Annotated in this window: 14 protein-coding genes; 3 read left to right on the top strand and 11 right to left on the bottom strand. The window is 62.9% G+C overall.

Features of this window, described 5'->3' with window-relative positions:
• Positions 1–11 precede the first annotated feature (11 nt).
• From lpxD to rpsB, 11 genes are all read right to left on the bottom strand, one after another.
• Entirely contained in the window at positions 12–1073 is a 1062-nt protein-coding gene (lpxD, locus tag PNI01S_RS20040; RefSeq protein ID WP_037009538.1) for a UDP-3-O-(3-hydroxymyristoyl)glucosamine N-acyltransferase, read from the bottom strand.
• Positions 1073–1576 carry an OmpH family outer membrane protein gene (locus tag PNI01S_RS20035; protein ID WP_024766077.1) on the bottom strand — a complete coding sequence of 168 codons (504 nt, stop codon included), beginning with the start codon at positions 1574–1576 and terminating at the stop codon, positions 1073–1075. The genes lpxD and PNI01S_RS20035 overlap by 1 nt, the downstream gene beginning before the upstream one ends.
• Before the next feature lie 48 nt (positions 1577–1624).
• The gene (gene bamA / locus PNI01S_RS20030) at positions 1625–4000 is read right to left on the bottom strand and encodes an outer membrane protein assembly factor BamA (protein WP_024766078.1); all 2376 of its coding nucleotides are present in this window, start codon (positions 3998–4000) and stop codon (positions 1625–1627) included.
• Between the two features lie 73 nt (positions 4001–4073).
• Complete coding sequence (gene rseP / locus PNI01S_RS20025; protein ID WP_024766079.1) at positions 4074–5426, bottom strand: sigma E protease regulator RseP; 1353 nt, start codon at positions 5424–5426, stop codon at positions 4074–4076.
• A 16-nt stretch (positions 5427–5442) separates the two neighbouring features.
• Complete coding sequence (gene ispC / locus PNI01S_RS20020; RefSeq protein ID WP_024766080.1) at positions 5443–6633, bottom strand: 1-deoxy-D-xylulose-5-phosphate reductoisomerase; 1191 nt, start codon at positions 6631–6633, stop codon at positions 5443–5445.
• Entirely contained in the window at positions 6630–7445 is an 816-nt protein-coding gene (locus PNI01S_RS20015) for a phosphatidate cytidylyltransferase (protein WP_024766081.1), read from the bottom strand. Before PNI01S_RS20015 ends, ispC begins: the two co-directional genes overlap by 4 nt.
• Positions 7439–8194 carry a polyprenyl diphosphate synthase gene (gene uppS / locus PNI01S_RS20010; RefSeq protein ID WP_024766082.1) on the bottom strand — a complete coding sequence of 252 codons (756 nt, stop codon included), beginning with the start codon at positions 8192–8194 and terminating at the stop codon, positions 7439–7441. Before uppS ends, PNI01S_RS20015 begins: the two co-directional genes overlap by 7 nt.
• 16 nt (positions 8195–8210) lie before the next feature.
• Positions 8211–8768 (bottom strand): ribosome recycling factor, encoded by a 558-nt coding sequence (frr, locus tag PNI01S_RS20005; RefSeq protein WP_024766083.1) that lies wholly within the window; start codon positions 8766–8768, stop codon positions 8211–8213.
• Between the two features lies 1 nt (position 8769).
• A complete protein-coding gene (pyrH, locus tag PNI01S_RS20000; protein ID WP_017521181.1) occupies positions 8770–9507 on the bottom strand; it encodes a UMP kinase in 738 nt (245 codons plus the stop codon).
• A 206-nt stretch (positions 9508–9713) separates the two neighbouring features.
• Positions 9714–10583, bottom strand: coding sequence for a translation elongation factor Ts (tsf, locus tag PNI01S_RS19995; protein WP_024766084.1), 870 nt, complete (start codon positions 10581–10583; stop codon positions 9714–9716).
• 125 nt (positions 10584–10708) lie between these two features.
• Entirely contained in the window at positions 10709–11449 is a 741-nt protein-coding gene (rpsB, locus tag PNI01S_RS19990) for a 30S ribosomal protein S2 (protein WP_024766085.1), read from the bottom strand.
• A 318-nt stretch (positions 11450–11767) separates the two neighbouring features.
• Between rpsB and map the strand changes: the two genes are divergently transcribed.
• From map to dapC, 3 genes are all read left to right on the top strand, one after another.
• Positions 11768–12550, top strand: a complete 783-nt coding sequence (gene map, locus PNI01S_RS19985; protein WP_024766086.1) for a type I methionyl aminopeptidase — start codon at positions 11768–11770, stop codon at positions 12548–12550.
• Positions 12551–12696: 146 nt separating this feature from the next.
• Positions 12697–15396 (top strand): [protein-PII] uridylyltransferase, encoded by a 2700-nt coding sequence (locus PNI01S_RS19980; protein ID WP_065084286.1) that lies wholly within the window; start codon positions 12697–12699, stop codon positions 15394–15396.
• A gap of 29 nt (positions 15397–15425) precedes the next feature.
• A complete protein-coding gene (gene dapC, locus PNI01S_RS19975; RefSeq protein WP_024766088.1) occupies positions 15426–16622 on the top strand; it encodes a succinyldiaminopimelate transaminase in 1197 nt (398 codons plus the stop codon).
• The last annotated feature ends 79 nt before the right edge of the window (positions 16623–16701 follow it).

The raw sequence follows: 16701 nt of genomic DNA, 5'->3' as shown, positions 1-16701 counted from the left end.
AAATGCGTGGATCACGCATCTGATGGAGCGTCTCCGCTTGGGGTCACGGCGGCCAGGCGCTTTTCCAGCTGCTGCAGACGACGGGCCATGTCATCCAGCTGACGAATGCGCGCGGCACTCTTCTTCCATTCAGCCGCAGGCTGCATGGCGGTACCGGAGGAATAGGAGCCCGGCTCGGTGATCGAGCGGGTCACCATGGTCATGCCGGTGACGAAGACGTTGTCGCAGATCTCGATGTGGCCGACCAGGCCGACACCACCGGCGAGCATGCAGTGCTTGCCGATCTTGGCGCTGCCGGAAATCCCGCAGCAGCCGGCCATGGCGGTGTGGTCACCGATCTGCACGTTGTGGGCGATCATGATCTGGTTATCCAGCTTTACGCCATTGCCCACGATGGTATCGGACAGCGCACCACGGTCGATGGTGGTGTTGGCACCGATCTCGACGTCATCACCCAGGGTGACGCCGCCGATCTGCGCGATCTTCTGCCAGACACCCTGGTGGTTGGCGAAGCCGAAGCCCTCGCCACCCAGCACGGCACCCGACTGGATCACCACGCGCTTGCCGATGCGCACGTCGTGGTAGAGCGTTACGCGGGGCGCCAACCAGCCGCCCTCGCCGATCACGCTACGCGCGCCGACAAAGCAGTGCGCACCAATGGTCACGTTGGCGCCGATCTGCGCGCCTGCTTCGACCACGGCATACGGACCGACACTGGCGGAGGCGTCGACCTGCGCACCTTCATCGACCACGGCAGTGGGATGAATGCCAACCGCTGCCTTGGGCTTGCGGTCGAACTGGTGGGACAGGCCGGCATAGGCCAGGTAGGGATTGGCAACGACCAGTGCATTACCGCTGAAGCCTTCGGCATCGGCAGCAGTCAGCAGGACGGCACCGGCCTGGCTGTCGGGAAGGAACTTGCGGTACTGCGGATTGGCCAGGAAGCTGAGTTGATCAGCCCCTGCCTCTTGCAAGGTAGCCAACCCGCGAATAACCAAGGCGGGATCGCCGCGCAACTCGGCATCGAGCTGCGCGGCCAGTTCGGCGAGGGTAAAGGACAGCTCGGTCATCATCAGCGCAGTTGGTTCATGCGCTCGATGACTTGGCGGGTGATGTCGTACTGCGGCTTCACGTCGACCACGGCACCACGCTCGACCACGAGGTCAAAACCACCCTTCTTGATGGTTTCCTCCACAGCCTGGTCCAGCTTCGGCTTCAGCTTCTTCAGCATGTCGCGGTCGGCGACGGCCTTGGCTTCGTTCAGCTCCTTGGACTGGAACTGGAAGTCGCGGGCCTTCTGCTTGAAGTCGCCTTCGGCCTTTTCACGCTCGGCGTTGGACATCTTGCTGCCACCATTGACCAGCTTGTCCTGCAAGGCCTTGGCATCGGTTTCCAGGGCCTTGAGCTTGGTCAGTTGGGGGCCGAACTTCTTCTCGGCGTCCACGGCGTACTGCTTGGCCGCATCCGACTCGAGGAGTGCCATCTGATAGTTGAGCACCGCGATCTTCATGTCGGCGAACGCGGGGCTCGCTGCCAGGGCGGCGGTGATCAGGACGAACTGGGTCAACTTACGCACAATGCACTCCTGCACAAAGCATGGTTGTCATTACAACGATACGGCCAATTAGAAGGTCTGTCCCAGGGAGAACTGGAAGATCTGGGTTTCGGCGTTGTCCGGCTTCTTGATCGGGGTCGCCAGGCTGAAGCTGAGCGGGCCCAGTGCGGTAATCCAGGTCAGGCCCACACCCGCGGACATGGCCATGTCCTGGAACTTGACACCGTCACAACCCTGGGTAGTCGAGATCGGACAGTCGGTATCGAACACGTTACCGATGTCGTAGAACAGCACGGTACGCAGTTGGCGCTGATCCTTCACGAAGGGCAGCGGGAACAGCAGTTCGGCACCGCCGGTGATCATGATGTTACCACCGAAGGCTTGCGGATCCTGATCCGGGTCGGTGTAGCGGCCCTGGTCATCCGGCCCATCACCGTTATTACGAGCTTTACTGGGCGTACTGCGCGGACCGAGGGAGCTGTCCTTGAAGCCACGCACCGAGTTGAAGCCGCCGGCGTAGTAGTTCTCGTAGAACGGCAGACGATCGGTGTCGCCGTATGCGCCGCCGTAACCGAGCTCGGTGTGGAAGCGCATCGTGTAGTTTTCGGTCAGCGGCGCGAAGATCTGGCCACGGTAATCAAGCTTGTAGAACGACAGGTCGCTGCCTGGAATGGTGGTTTCCAGCACCAGGCTCTGCGAGTGACCACGGTTGGCCAGCACCCCCTTGTTCAGGGTCGATTCGGACCAGCCGATGGACGCCTTGAAGTTGGTGAAGCTGTCGCCTTCCTTCTCGATGAAGTCGAAGATCTCGTCGACGGTATAGGCGCCGGTATCGATGTCGTCGCGCTGCACGGTCAGGCCGTAGGTCAGACGCGAGGTCTCGCTGATCGGGTAGCCGATGCTGACGCCGGCACCCAGGCTGTTCACCGAGTAGCTGGAGACGTCTACGTCGAGCTGATCGTAATCGGTCTTGCGGTAGAAGGCGTTGTAGCCCAGGCTCACGCCGTCGACAGTCCAGTAGGGGTCGACGAAGCCGAAGTTGTAGCGGGTCTGGTAGTCGGACTTGGTCAAGCCGATGCTGACCTTGTTACCGGTACCCAGGAAGTTGTTCTGGCTGATCGAGCCGCCAAGGATCAGGCCGGCGCTCTGGGCGAAGCCCACGCTGGCGGTGATCGAGCCGGACGGCTGCTCTTCCACGCTGTAGTTGACGTCGACCTGGTCGTCGGTACCCGGTACGGCCGGAGTCTCGACGTTGACTTCCTTGAAGTAGCCCAGGCGCTCCAGGCGCTGCTTGGACTGGTCGATCAGGTAAGTCGACGCCCAGCCGCCTTCCATCTGGCGCATTTCGCGACGGAGTACTTCGTCCTCGGTCTTGGTATTGCCACGGAAGTTGATACGGTTGACGTAGGCGCGCTTGCCCGGATCGACCACGTAGGTGATCGAAACGGTCTTGTTCTCGTCGTTCGGCTCGGGTACGCCGTTGACGTTGGCGAAGGTGTAGCCCTCGTTACCCAGGCGGCGAGTGATCAGGTCGGAGGTAGTGGTCATCACCTTGCGGGAGAACACCTGGCCTTTCTTCACCAGCAGCAGCTTCTTCACTTCCTCTTCCGGCACCTTCAGGTCGCCGGAGAGCTTCACGTCGCTGACGGTGTACTTCTCGCCTTCGTTGACGTTGACGGTGATGTAGACGTGCTTCTTGTCCGGGGTGATGGAGACCTGGGTGGAGGCGATATCCATGTGGATGTAGCCACGGTCCAGGTAGTAGGAGCGCAGACGTTCCAGGTCGCCGGAAAGCTTCTCGCGGGAGTACTTGTCGTCGTTCTTGAAGAAGGACAGCCAGTTGGTGGTCTTGAGCTCGAACAGATCGGTCAGGTCTTCTTCGGAGAAGACGGTGTTGCCCACCACGTTGACATGGGCGATGGCCGCCACGGTGCCTTCGTTGATGTTGATCTTCAGCGCCACACGGTTGCGCGGCTGCGGCACCACTTCGGTCTCGATCTCGGCGGAGTAGCGGCCCTGGGCCACATACTGGCGCTGCAACTCGTTACGCACGCCTTCGAGGGTGGCGCGCTGGAAGATTTCGCCTTCGGAGAGGCCGGATTGCTTCAGCCCCTTCATCAGGTCTTCAGTGGTGATGGCCTTGTTGCCCTCGATCTCGATGCTGGAGATGGACGGGCGCTCCACCACGTTGACGATCAGCACATTGCCATCACGGCTGAGCTGGATGTCCTGGAAGAAACCGGTCTTGAACAGCGAGCGGGTCGCTTCGACCAGGCGGCGATCATCGATCTGCTCGCCGACGTTCAACGGCAATGCGGCGAACACGCTGCCGGCAGACACGCGCTGGAGGCCGTTGACCCGGATATCGGAAACAGTGAAGGACTCGGCGTGAACCTGGGCGATCATCAGCGCGGAAAGGGCCGCGGGAAGCAGAAAGCGTTTCATGGAGTCCTTTTATTCCAACTGACAAATAGAGAATCTGCCGCAAAAGGCGGCAGATCCGAAAATCCAATGGCGGTTACAGTCGACTCAGATCGTTGACCAGGGCCAACAACATGACCCCGACTACCAGGCTGATGCCAATCTGCATCCCCCAAGCCTGGACCCGCTCCGACAATGGGCGACCTCGCACCCACTCGACCATGTAGAACAGCAGATGCCCGCCATCGAGAACAGGAATCGGCAACAGGTTGAGAACCCCCAAGCTGATGCTCAGATAGGCGAGGAAATGCAGAAAATCCCCTACGCCGGACTGGGCTGAAGCGCCCGCCACTTTAGCAATGGTTATCGGCCCGCTCAAGTTTTTTACCGAGAGCTGCCCGAGCACCATTTTCTTTAGAGAATCCAGAGTTAGCAGGCTCATGGACCAGGTTCGGGAGAGCGCCTGCCCCACCGCGGCCACCGGTCCATAGCTCACTTCACGGAGCATTTCGGGCGGCCATTGACCACCGGCGACACCCGCGCCCAGGTAGCCGGTGCGGGCCTTGCCCTCGCCTTTGGCCGCCAGGGTCAAGGCAAGCTCCTGGTTCCGGCCGGCGCGCTCGACCTCCAGGATCACCTTGCCCTCTGGCATGGCGCGTACACGCGAGACCACTTCTTGCCAATCCGTGACCTGCCGACCGTCAAGAGTGACGATCCGATCACCGATCTGCAGGCCGGCAGCCTTGGCAGGGCCCTTTTCGTCCAGCTCGGCAATCAGCGGTGCGACAGAGGGTCGCCAGGGCTGGATCCCCAGCCCACCGATGGGATCGGGATTGTCTTCGTTCTTCAGCCAGGAACTGATTCGTACCTGGTGCACCGCGGGAACGCTCGAACCCTTCTCCAGCACCGTGACGCTCAGCTCGCCCGTTTCACCGAGGCGGCGTACCAGTTGCAGGTTTACGCTGCTCCAGCCATCGACGGCTTCGCCGTCCACGGCAACGACTTCCTGGCCGGACGCCAACCCAGCGATGGCCGCCGGGCTATCCGCCACCACAGAGCCGATGACCGGCTTGATCTGCTGGCTGCCAAGCATGGCCAGCACCCAGAAGAACAGGATGGCGAGCAGGAAGTTGGCCACCGGACCGGCCGCCACGATAGCGATGCGCTGGAACACGGTCTTGCGATTGAAGGCACGGTCGAGCAGTTCGGCAGGGACATCACCCTCACGCTCGTCCAGCATCTTCACGTAGCCGCCCAAGGGAATGGCGGCTACGACGAACTCGGTGCCATGGCGGTCATGCCAGCGCACCAGCGGCGTGCCGAAGCCCACGGAGAAACGCAGGACTTTGACCCCGCAGCGGCGGGCAACCCAGAAGTGTCCGAACTCGTGGAAGGTGACCAGTACGCCCAGGGCGACAATCAGTCCCACCACCATATAAAGGGCGCTCATCGCTACCTCCTCGGGCTCAATGCCCGCGCTCCTGCAACCACGCCTGCGCTGCACCGCGCGCACGTCGGTCAGCCATCAGCACCGCATCGAGCGATTCGACCGGCGTGCGCACCTCGCGGTTCAGCACTTCATCGATGATAACCGGGATATCCGTGAAGCGGATGCGCCGCTCGAGGAAAGCGGCAACGGCCACTTCGTTTGCCGCATTGAGCATCGCCGGCACACTGCCGCCAGCCTCAGCAGCCTGACGCGCCAGGCGCAGACAGGGAAAACGCTGTTCGTCGGGCGCACTGAAGTCCAGGCGAGCAATGGAGAACAGATCCAGCGGCGAAACCCCGGAATCGATCCGCTGCGGCCAGGCCAGAGCATGGGCGATGGGGGTGCGCATGTCCGGGTTGCCTAGCTGGGCCAGCACCGAGCCGTCAACATAGTCCACCAGCGAATGAATCACGCTCTGCGGATGGATCACCACCTCGACCTTCGATGGCGCAGCGTCGAACAGCCAGCAGGCCTCGATCAGCTCCAGGCCCTTGTTCATCATGCTGGCCGAGTCGACGGAAATCTTCCGCCCCATCGACCAATTGGGGTGGGCGCAAGCCTGCTCAGGGGAAACCTCGAGCAATTGCTTCAGCGGCGTCTCGCGGAAGGGCCCACCCGAGGCGGTCAGCAGGATACGCCGAACGCCGACCTGTCCCAGTCCGCGAGCATAATCCGCCGGCATGCACTGGAAGATCGCGTTGTGTTCGCTGTCGATGGGCAGCAGCACCGCACCACTGGCGCGCACGGCGTCCATGAACAGGGCGCCGGACATCACCAACGCCTCTTTGTTGGCCAGCAATACCCGCTTGCCCGCCTCGACGGCGGCCAGAGTGGGCTTGAGGCCGGCAGCACCGACGATGGCGGCCATCACCGCATCCACTTCAGGATGCGCGGAAACCTCGCAAAGCCCGGCCTCCCCCACCAGCACGCGAGCCTGCAAGCCAGCGGAATTCAGGCGATTCTGAAGGGCCTGCGCCTGCTCCTTCTCCGGCACCACGACAAAGCGCGGACGATGGCACACACACAGCGCTTCGAGCTCTGCCAGACGGGAAAAGCCGCTGAGGGCGAAGACGCGGTAACGATCAGGATGACGTCCGATGACGTCGAGGGTGCTGAGACCGATCGAGCCCGTCGCCCCCAGCACGGTAATCCACAGAGGATGACTCACGGAGCACCCCAGCCCACGGCCCACAACAGCGCGGTGAACACCGGAATCGCAGCGGTCAGGCTGTCGATGCGGTCCAGCACGCCGCCATGGCCAGGCAGCAGGTTGCTACTGTCCTTGAGGCCTGACTGGCGCTTGAACATGCTCTCGGTTAGATCGCCGATGACCGACAGGGCTACCACGATGGCCGCGCACGGCAGCGCCAGCAGCAGCTCACGGACGGTCCAATCGCGGTAGATGGCGACGACGACGGTGATTACCAGGCAAAGCGCCATGCCACCGAAGAAACCTTCCCAGCTCTTCCCCGGGCTGACGCGCGGAGCGAGCTTGCGCTTGCCGAAAGCCTTGCCGGAGAAGTAAGCACCGATGTCGGCGGCCCAGACCAGCACCATCACCGCAACGATCAGCCAGTTGGACAGCGGCCACTGCTTGAGCAGCACCAGGCCCTGCCAGGCCGGCAGCAGGATCAGCAGGCCGATCAGCAGGCGGCGCCAGCGGCCGCCCCAACTCGAGGCGCTGTCCGGGTAAGTCAGCACCATCACGATCGCCAGCGCCCACCACAGCAGCGCCAGAACCAGTACGGCGCCCGCCAGCTGCGGCAGCCAGGCCAGCACGAGCATCAACCCGGCAACCACCGCGGCATAGCCGACGCGGGCGGACTGCTCGTTGTAACCCGCCAGGCGCGCCCATTCCCAGGCTCCCAGGCTGACCACCAGACCAATGAACAGCGAGAACGCCGCACCGTCGAGCAGGAAGAAACCACCCAGCGCGATCGGCAACAGGACCAGCGCCGTGATGATTCGTTGTTTCAACATGAGGGAGGTGCCTCGGCCTCGACCTGCTCACTGGTCTTGCCGAAGCGGCGCTGACGAGAGGCGAAGTCCTGCAACGCAGCCTGCATGGCTTCGTGCTTGAAGTCGGGCCAGTAGAGATCGGAGAAATACAGCTCGGCGTAAGCCAGCTGCCAGAGAAGGAAGTTGCTGATGCGGTGCTCGCCACCCGTACGGATGCACAGGTCGGGCAACGGCTGGTCGCCGGTGGTCAGGCAACCCTGGATCAATTCCGGGGAAATATCGTCCGGCGCCAGATGACCCGCCTGCACTTCGCGAGCGAGGCGTTGGGCGGCCTGGGTGATGTCCCACTGGCCACCATAGTTGGCCGCCACCTGCAGCAACATGCTGGCGCCATTGGCCGTCAGCGCCTCGGCTTCGCGCATCGCCGCCTGCAATTCAGGGGCGAAGCGGCTGCGATCGCCAATGATGCGCAGGCGGATGCCATTGGCGCTGAGCTTGCGAACCTCGCGGCGGAGGGCCATGAGGAACAGCTCCATCAGCGCGCCGACCTCTTCGGCCGGGCGCTGCCAGTTCTCGCTGGAGAAGGCGAACAGCGTCAACACCTCAACGCCGGCCTCGGCGCAGGTCTTGATCACCGCACGGACGGCATCCACCCCAGCCTTGTGCCCGGCCACGCCAGGCATCAGGCGTTTCTTCGCCCAGCGGTTGTTGCCGTCCATGATGATCGCCACGTGCCGGGGCACGGGCGTCACCTGCTTGGTCTTTTCCATGACGAGAGCCCGGCCGTCAGACGGCCATCAGATCCGCTTCCTTGGCCTCGAGGGCCTTTTCGATCTCGGCGACGAACTTGTCGGTGATCTTCTGCACGTCGTCGCCGGCGCGGCGCTCTTCGTCCTCGCTGATTTCCTTCTCTTTCTGCAGGTCCTTGAGCTGTGCCAGCGCATCACGACGGATGTTGCGTACGGAAACACGGGCCTGCTCCGCCTCGGCGCGAGCCTGCTTGGTGAAGCCTTTGCGGGTCTCCTCGGTCAGGGCCGGCATCGGGACGCGAATGGTGGTGCCGGCGGTGGCCGGATTCAGGCCCAGGTCGGAGGTCATGATGGCCTTCTCGACCGCCTGGATCATGGTCTTGTCAAAGACGCTGAGGGCCAGGGTGCGGGAATCTTCCACGGTGACGTTGGCCACCTGGCGCAGCGGAGTGTCGGAACCGTAGTAGGACACCATCACGCTATCCAGGATGCTCGGGTGCGCACGGCCGGTACGAATCTTGGCGAAGGCATGTCCCAGGGCTTCCAGGGTCTTGCCCATACGATCCTGTGCTTCCTTCTTGATCTCGTTGATCATCTCAATCCTCCTCGATCAGGGTGCCTTCAGCACCACCTACAACAATATTCAGCAGCGCGCCGGGCTTGTTCATGTTGAACACGCGCAGCGGCATTTTCTGGTCCCGGCACAGGCAGATGGCAGTGAGGTCCATCACACCCAGCTTGCGATCGAGCACTTCATCGTACGTCAGACGCTCGAACTTCTCGGCATTCGGGTCCTTGAACGGATCGGCAGTGTACACGCCGTCCACCTTGGTCGCCTTGAGTACTACGTCAGCATCTATTTCGATGGCGCGCAGGCAGGCGGCGGAGTCAGTGGTAAAGAACGGGTTGCCGGTACCGGCAGAGAAAATCACCACTTCGCCGCTCTTCAGGTGGCGCATGGCCTTGCGGCGGTCGTAGTGGTCGGTCACGCCGACCATGGAAATGGCGGACATGACGATGGCGGTGATATTGGAACGCTCCAGGGCGTCGCGCATGGCCAGGCCGTTCATCACGGTGGCGAGCATGCCCATATGGTCGCCGGTGACGCGATCCATGCCCGCTGCGGACAGCGCCGCGCCGCGGAAGAGGTTGCCGCCACCGATCACCAGGCCGACCTGCACGCCGATACCGACGAGCTGGCCGATCTCCAGCGCCATGCGGTCCAGCACCTTGGGATCGATGCCGAACTCCTCCGAGCCCATCAGGGCTTCGCCGCTCAATTTTAGAAGAATGCGTTTATAGCGAGGTTGACGAGCGCTCAGCTGCTGAGCCATGACCTTTTTCTCCTGCGGCGATTGAATGCTGTGCGCCTTGTGGGCGCCTTGCGGAAAGCTTGGACCAGCCAGCCTTACGGCGCCTTTGAGCCCGCCTGGCGGGCCTGCGCCGTGGAAGCCAGCCCTTTTGGCTTCCCCAGTTTGGCAAAGAGGCCGCGCGCGTTAGCGGGCAGCCTCTTGCGGGGCGACAGTCGTGAGACTGTCTATTACTGCTTGGAAGCGGCTACTTGAGCAGCAACCTCGGCAGCAAAGTCGGCTTCGACCTTCTCGATGCCCTCGCCTACTTCGAAGCGAACGAAGGAAACGATTTCAGCGCCGGCTTTCTTGGCCAGGTCACCGACCTTGACTTCCGGGTCCTTGACGAACGCCTGCTCGACCAGGCTGGCTTCGGCCAGGAACTTCGAGATACGGCCCTTGACCATGTTCTCGACGATGTTTTCCGGCTTGCCGGCGATCTTGTCGGCGTTCAGAGCGAGGAAGATTTCCTTCTCTTTGGCAACGGCTTCTTCGGAAACCTGCGACGGATCCAGGAACTGCGGGTTGCTGGCAGCGATGTGCATGGCGATGTCGCGAGCCAGTTCAGCGTTGCCGCCCTTCAGGGTGACCAGAACGCCGATGCGGTGGCCGTGCAGGTAGGCGCCAACCACGTCACCTTCGGCGCGAGCCAGACGACGGATGTTGACGTTCTCGCCGCACTTGGCAACCAGGGCTTCACGAGCGGACTCTTGCTCGGCGATCAGCGGAGCAGCGTCGGTCAGCTTCTGAGCAACGGCCTTGTCCAGGCTGGCAGCCACGAAGTTCTTGAAGTCGTCCTGCAGGGCCAGGAAGTCGGTCTGCGAGTTGACTTCGATGATGGTAGCGGACTTGGCATCATCAGCCACTTTGGCGGCGATGGCGCCTTCGGCGGCGATGTTGCCAGCCTTCTTGGCAGCCTTGATGGCGCCGGAAGCACGCATGTCGTCGATGGCTTTTTCGATATCGCCTTCGGCGGCGACCAGTGCCTTCTTGCACTCCATCATGCCCTGGCCGGTACGCTCACGCAGTTCCTTGACCAGTGCTGCAGTAATTTCTGCCATTTCGAAATCCTCTTGAGTTGCTCTCAAAACCAGATCGCCCGGCTGCCCGGGCGGAATTTACAGGGTGGCAAAAAGGGGGCCTAGCCCCCTTTCCGCGCACCGCAGGACGTCTGGACGTCCTGGAATCAGCCTTCGGCGGATTCGGCCGGCGCTTCTTCTACGAACTCGTCAGCAGTCACGCCACCGGCGCTCTTGCCACGCAGTACGGCTTCGGCCATGGAGCCCAGGTACAGCTGTACGGCGCGAATGGCGTCGTCGTTACCCGGGATAACATAGTCAACGCCTTCCGGGCTGCTGTTGGTATCGACGACGCCAATGACCGGGATACCCAGCTTGTTGGCTTCGGTGATAGCAATGCGCTCATGGTCAACGTCGATCACGAACAGAGCGTCCGGCAGGCCGCCCATGTCCTTGATGCCGCCCAGGCTGCGATCCAGTTTTTCCAGATCACGGCTGCGCATCAGGGCTTCTTTCTTGGTCAGCTTGGCGAAAGTACCGTCCTGGGACTGAACTTCCAGCTCGCGCAGACGCTTGATCGACTGACGGATGGTCTTGTAGTTGGTGAGCATGCCGCCCAGCCAACGATGGTCGACGTACGGCATGCCGCAACGGGCAGCTTCTTCGCGAACGATCTTGCCAGCGGAACGCTTGGTGCCGACGAACAGGATCTTGTTCTTGCCCTGGGCCAGGCGCTCAACGAAGGTCAGGGCCTCGTTGAACATCGGCAGGGTTTTTTCGAGGTTGATGATGTGGATCTTGTTGCGCGCACCGAAAATGAACTTGCCCATTTTCGGGTTCCAGTAACGGGTCTGGTGGCCGAAGTGCACACCGGCCTTCAGCATATCGCGCATATTGACTTGGGACATGATAGTTCCTCGATAAGTCGGGTTAGGCCTCCATGCATCCCAACGGCCAACCCTTCGACTGTGTCGCAGGGCACCCAGGCCATCGTGTCGATGCATGTGTGGGTTAATGCCCCGGAATGGCCGTAGCCTCCGGAGCGGGGCGCTTTATACCACAACCTCGGCCAGAACAAAACCCGGAGGGACGCCCGGCATCTCCCCACCGCCTCGTCCGAACAGCCCGGTCGGCCGCCCGCCCCTAATAGAAAGGCACCGAATCTGATAGACTTGCGTATTCCTCTTATTTACCCGCGCGTACGCAGCGCCTGATAGAGAAGTCGCATGACCGTCACCATCAAGACGCCCGAAGACATCGAGAAAATGCGCGTCGCCGGCCGCCTGGCCGCCGAAGTGCTGGAAATGATCGGCGAACACGTCAAGCCCGGCGTCACCACCGATGAGCTGGACCGTCTCTGCCACGACTACATCGTCAACGTGCAGAAGGCCATTCCCGCGCCGCTGAACTACAAGGGCTTTCCCAAGTCGATCTGCACCTCGATCAACCACGTGGTGTGCCACGGCATTCCCAACGAGAAGCCGCTCAAGGAAGGCGACATCGTCAACATCGATGTCACCGTCATCAAGGACGGCTACCACGGCGACACCAGCAAGATGTTCTCGGTGGGCAAGACCCCGGAATGGGCTGACCGCCTCTGCCAGATCACCCAGGAATGCCTGTACAAGGGCATTGCGCTGGTCAAACCGGGCGCACGCCTGGGCGACATCGGCGAAGTGATCCAGAAATACGCCGAGAAGAACGGCTTCTCCGTGGTACGCGAGTATTGCGGCCACGGCATCGGCAAGGTGTTCCACGAAGAGCCGCAAGTGCTGCACTACGGCCGCGCCGGCACCGGCCTGGAACTCAAGGAAGGCATGATCTTCACCATCGAGCCGATGATCAACCAGGGCCGCGCGGAAACCCGCCTGCTCGGCGACGGCTGGACCGCCATCACCAAGGACCGCAAGCTGTCCGCGCAGTGGGAGCACACCGTGCTGGTCACCGCCGACGGCTACGAGATCCTGACCCTGCGCAACGACGAAAGCTTCCCGCGCACGCCGGCCTGACCGGAAGCGGTTTGCAATCTCGCCGACGGCTGGGTAGAACATAGAAATCCCGGCCCGGCACAGCTGCCGGGCCTGGCGCCAAGCGCCCAGGCCCGACCGCCCTCTTGCCCCTGCCCTCCCCTAAGCCATTGATCAGGAAGGCCGCCATGCCGCAGGTGGATCCCGAGTTGTTCGACCGCGGGCAGTTCCAGGCGGAACTGGCCCTCAAATCCAGCCCCATCGCCGCCTTCAAGAAGGCCATTCGTCAGGCCAACGAAGTGCTGGATAGCCGCTTCAACGGCGGCCGCGATATCCGTCGGCTGATCGAGGACCGCGCCTGGTTCGTCGACCAGATCCTGCAGCAGGCCTGGAATCGCTTTGACTGGGGCGACGACGCCGACATCGCGCTGGTCGCCGTGGGCGGCTATGGCCGCGGCGAATTGCACCCGCACTCGGACATCGACCTGCTGATCCTGCTGGACAGCGAAGACCAGGAAATCTTCCGCGAGCCCATCGAAGGCTTCCTCACCCTGCTCTGGGACATCGGCCTGGAAGTCGGCCAGAGCGTACGCTCGGTGGCCGAGTGCGCCGAGGAAGCGCGCGCGGACCTCACCGTGGTCACCAACCTGATGGAGTGCCGGACCATTTCCGGCCCGGACAGCCTGCGCCAGCGCATGCTCGAAGCCACCAGCGCCAAGCAGATGTGGCCCAGCGGCCAGTTCTACCTGGCCAAGCGCAAGGAGCAGATTCACCGCCACACCAAATACAACGACACCGAATACAACCTCGAACCCAACGTGAAGGGCTCGCCCGGCGGCCTGCGCGACATCCAGACGCTACTCTGGGTCGCCCGCCGGCATTTCGGCAGCCTCAACCTGCACGCCCTGGTGCGCGAGGGGTTCCTGGTCGAGAGCGAGTGCGCGGTGCTGGCCTCCAGCCAGGAATTCCTCTGGAAGGTCCGCTACGCCCTGCACATGCTCGCCGGCCGCGCCGAGGACCGGCTGCTGTTCGACCATCAGCGGCGCATTGCCGGGATGCTCGGTTATGAAGGCAACGACGCCAAGCTGGCCGTCGAGCGCTTCATGCAGAAGTACTACCGCGTGGTGATGGCGGTGTCCGAGCTGAACGACCTGATCATGCAGCACTTCGAGGAAGTGATACTGCGGGCCGGCGAGAACGGCCAGATCCTGCCGCTCAACAGTCGCTTCCAGCTGCGCGACGGCTACCTGGAAGTCACCCACGCCAACGTTTTCAAGCGCACCCCGTTCGCCCTGCTGGAAATCTTCGTGCTGCTCGCCCAGCACCCCGAGATCAAGGGCGTGCGCGCCGATACGATCCGTCTGCTGCGCGACAGCCGCCACCTGATCGACGACGACTTCCGCCACGACATTCGCAACACCAGCCTGTTCATCGAGCTGTTCAAGTGCAAGGAAGGCATCCACCGCAACCTGCGGCGGATGAACCGCTACGGCATCCTCGGCCGCTACCTGCCGGAGTTCGGCCTGATCGTCGGGCAGATGCAGCACGACCTGTTCCACATCTATACGGTGGATGCGCACACCCTCAACCTGATCAAGCACCTGCGCAAGCTGCGCCGCCCGGACATGGCGGAGAAGTACCCGCTGGCCAGCAAGATCATGGAGCGCCTGCCCAAGCCCGAGCTGATCTACATCGCCGGCCTCTACCATGACATCGCCAAGGGCCGCGGCGGCGACCACTCGGAACTGGGCGCGGTGGACGCCGAGCACTTCTGCCAGCGCCATCAGTTGCCGCCGTGGGACACCAACCTGGTGTCCTGGCTGGTGCAGAACCATCTGATCATGTCCACCACCGCCCAGCGCAAGGACCTGTCCGACCCGCAGGTGATCTACGACTTCGCCCAGCTGATGGGCAACCAGACCTACCTGGACTACCTCTACGTACTCACCGTGGCCGACATCAACGCCACCAACCCGACCTTGTGGAACTCCTGGCGCGCCAGCCTGCTGCGCCAGCTCTACACCGAGACCAAGCGCGCCCTGCGACGCGGCCTGGAGAACCCGGTCGACCGCGAGGAGCAGATTCGCCAGACACAGAGCGCAGCCATCGACATCCTGGTGCGCGGCGGTATCGACCAGGACGACGCCGAGCAGCTCTGGAGCCAACTGGGCGACGACTATTTCCTGCGCCACAGCGCAGCCGACGTGGCCTGGCACACCGAAGCCATCCTCCAGCATCCGGACGACGGCACCCCGCTGGTGCTGATCAAGGAAACCGCCCAGCGCGAATTCGAGGGTGGCACGCAGATCTTCATCTATGCCGGCGACCAGCATGACTTCTTCGCCGTGACCGTGGCCGCGATGGACCAGCTCAACCTGAACATTCAGGACGCGCGGATCATCACCTCCACCAGCCTGTTCACCCTCGATACCTACATAGTGCTCGACGCCGATGGCGGATCGATCGGCAACAATCCCAGCCGAGTCGAGGAAATTCGCGAAGGTTTGGTCAACGCGCTGAAGGACCCGGACGAGTACCCGACCATCATCCAGCGCCGCGTGCCGCGCCAGCTCAAGCACTTCGCCTTCAATCCGCAGGTGACCATTTCCACCGACGCGGCGCGTCAGGTCAGCGTGCTCGAAGTGATAGCACCGGACCGCCCCGGCCTGCTCGCGCGGATCGGCGGGCTGTTCCTGGACTTCGACCTGTCGGTGCAGAACGCCAAGATCGCCACACTGGGCGAACGCGTGGAAGACGTGTTCTTCGTCACCGATGCGCACAACCAGCCGCTCTCCGACCCCGAGCTGTGCAAGCGCATCCAGACCGCCCTGGTCGATATCCTTTCCGACGGCGGCCAGCAGAGCATGCCGGTACGCATCAGCATTTAGTCAGACTTTAGAAAGAAAGAGCCTTGCCCATGAATCCTGCCCTCGACTCGCTCCAGCCCTACCCCTTCGAGAAGCTCCGCGCCCTGCTGGCCGGCGCCCAGCCGCCGGCGGAGCTGAAGCCGATCGCGCTGTCCATCGGCGAACCCAAGCACCGCTCGCCGGAGTTCGTCGCCAAGGCCCTGGCCGACAGCCTCGACCAGTTGGCCGTCTATCCGACCACCTTGGGCATCCCCGCCCTGCGCGAAGCCATTGCCGCCTGGTGCGAGCGCCGCTTCAAGGTACCGGCCGGCTGGCTGGACGCTGCGCGCCACGTGCTGCCGGTGAACGGCACCCGCGAAGCGCTGTTCGCCTTCACCCAGACCGTGGTCGACCGCAACGCCAAGGGTCTGGTGATCAGCCCGAACCCGTTCTACCAGATCTACGAAGGCGCGGCCCTGCTGGCCGGCGCCGAGCCGCACTACCTGCCGTGCCTGGAAGACAACGGCTTCAACCCGGACTTCGACGCCGTGCCGGCCGACATCTGGGCGCGCTGCCAGATCCTCTTCCTCTGCTCGCCGGGCAACCCCACCGGTGCGCTGGTGCCGCTGGAAACCCTGAAGAAGCTGATCGCCCTGGCCGACGAGCACGACTTTGTGATCGCCGCCGACGAGTGCTACAGCGAGCTGTACTTCGACGAGCAGAACCCGCCGGCCGGCCTGCTGAGCGCCTGCGCCGAACTGGGCCGCAACGACTTCAAGCGCTGCGTGGTATTCCACAGCCTGTCCAAGCGCTCCAACCTGCCGGGCCTGCGCTCGGGCTTCGTCGCCGGCGATGCCGAGGTTCTGAAGAAATTCCTCCTGTACCGCACCTACCACGGCTGCGCGATGCCGGTTCAGACCCAACTGGCCAGCGTCGCTGCCTGGAAGGACGAGGACCACGTGCGCGCCAACCGCGACCTGTACCGCGAGAAGTTTGACGCCGTGCTGGACATCCTCGGCGGCGTGCTCGACGTGCAGCGCCCGGACGGCAGCTTCTACCTGTGGGCGAAAACACCGGTTGCCGACACCGAGTTCTGCCGCGGCCTGTTCGATGCGCAACACGTCACCGTGGTGCCGGGCTCCTACCTGTCGCGCGAAGTGAACGGCGAGAACCCCGGCGCCAACCGCGTGCGCATGGCGCTGGTGGCACCACTGGCGGAGTGCGTGGAAGCGGCCGAGCGGATCAAGCAGTACGTACAGAGCCTCTGAGGTTGCACACCCTGTAGGACCGAGGGGGCACGCCCAGTCCTTGCTCGCGAACAGAACTATCCGGCAGTTCCAGAGCCAA

The sequence above is a fragment of the Pseudomonas nitroreducens NBRC 12694 genome (assembly GCF_002091755.1).
Lineage (GTDB): Bacteria > Pseudomonadota > Gammaproteobacteria > Pseudomonadales > Pseudomonadaceae > Pseudomonas > Pseudomonas nitroreducens.
The sequence above is the reverse complement of the archived record's forward strand: the minus strand, read 5'-3'. Positions and strand labels throughout refer to the sequence as shown.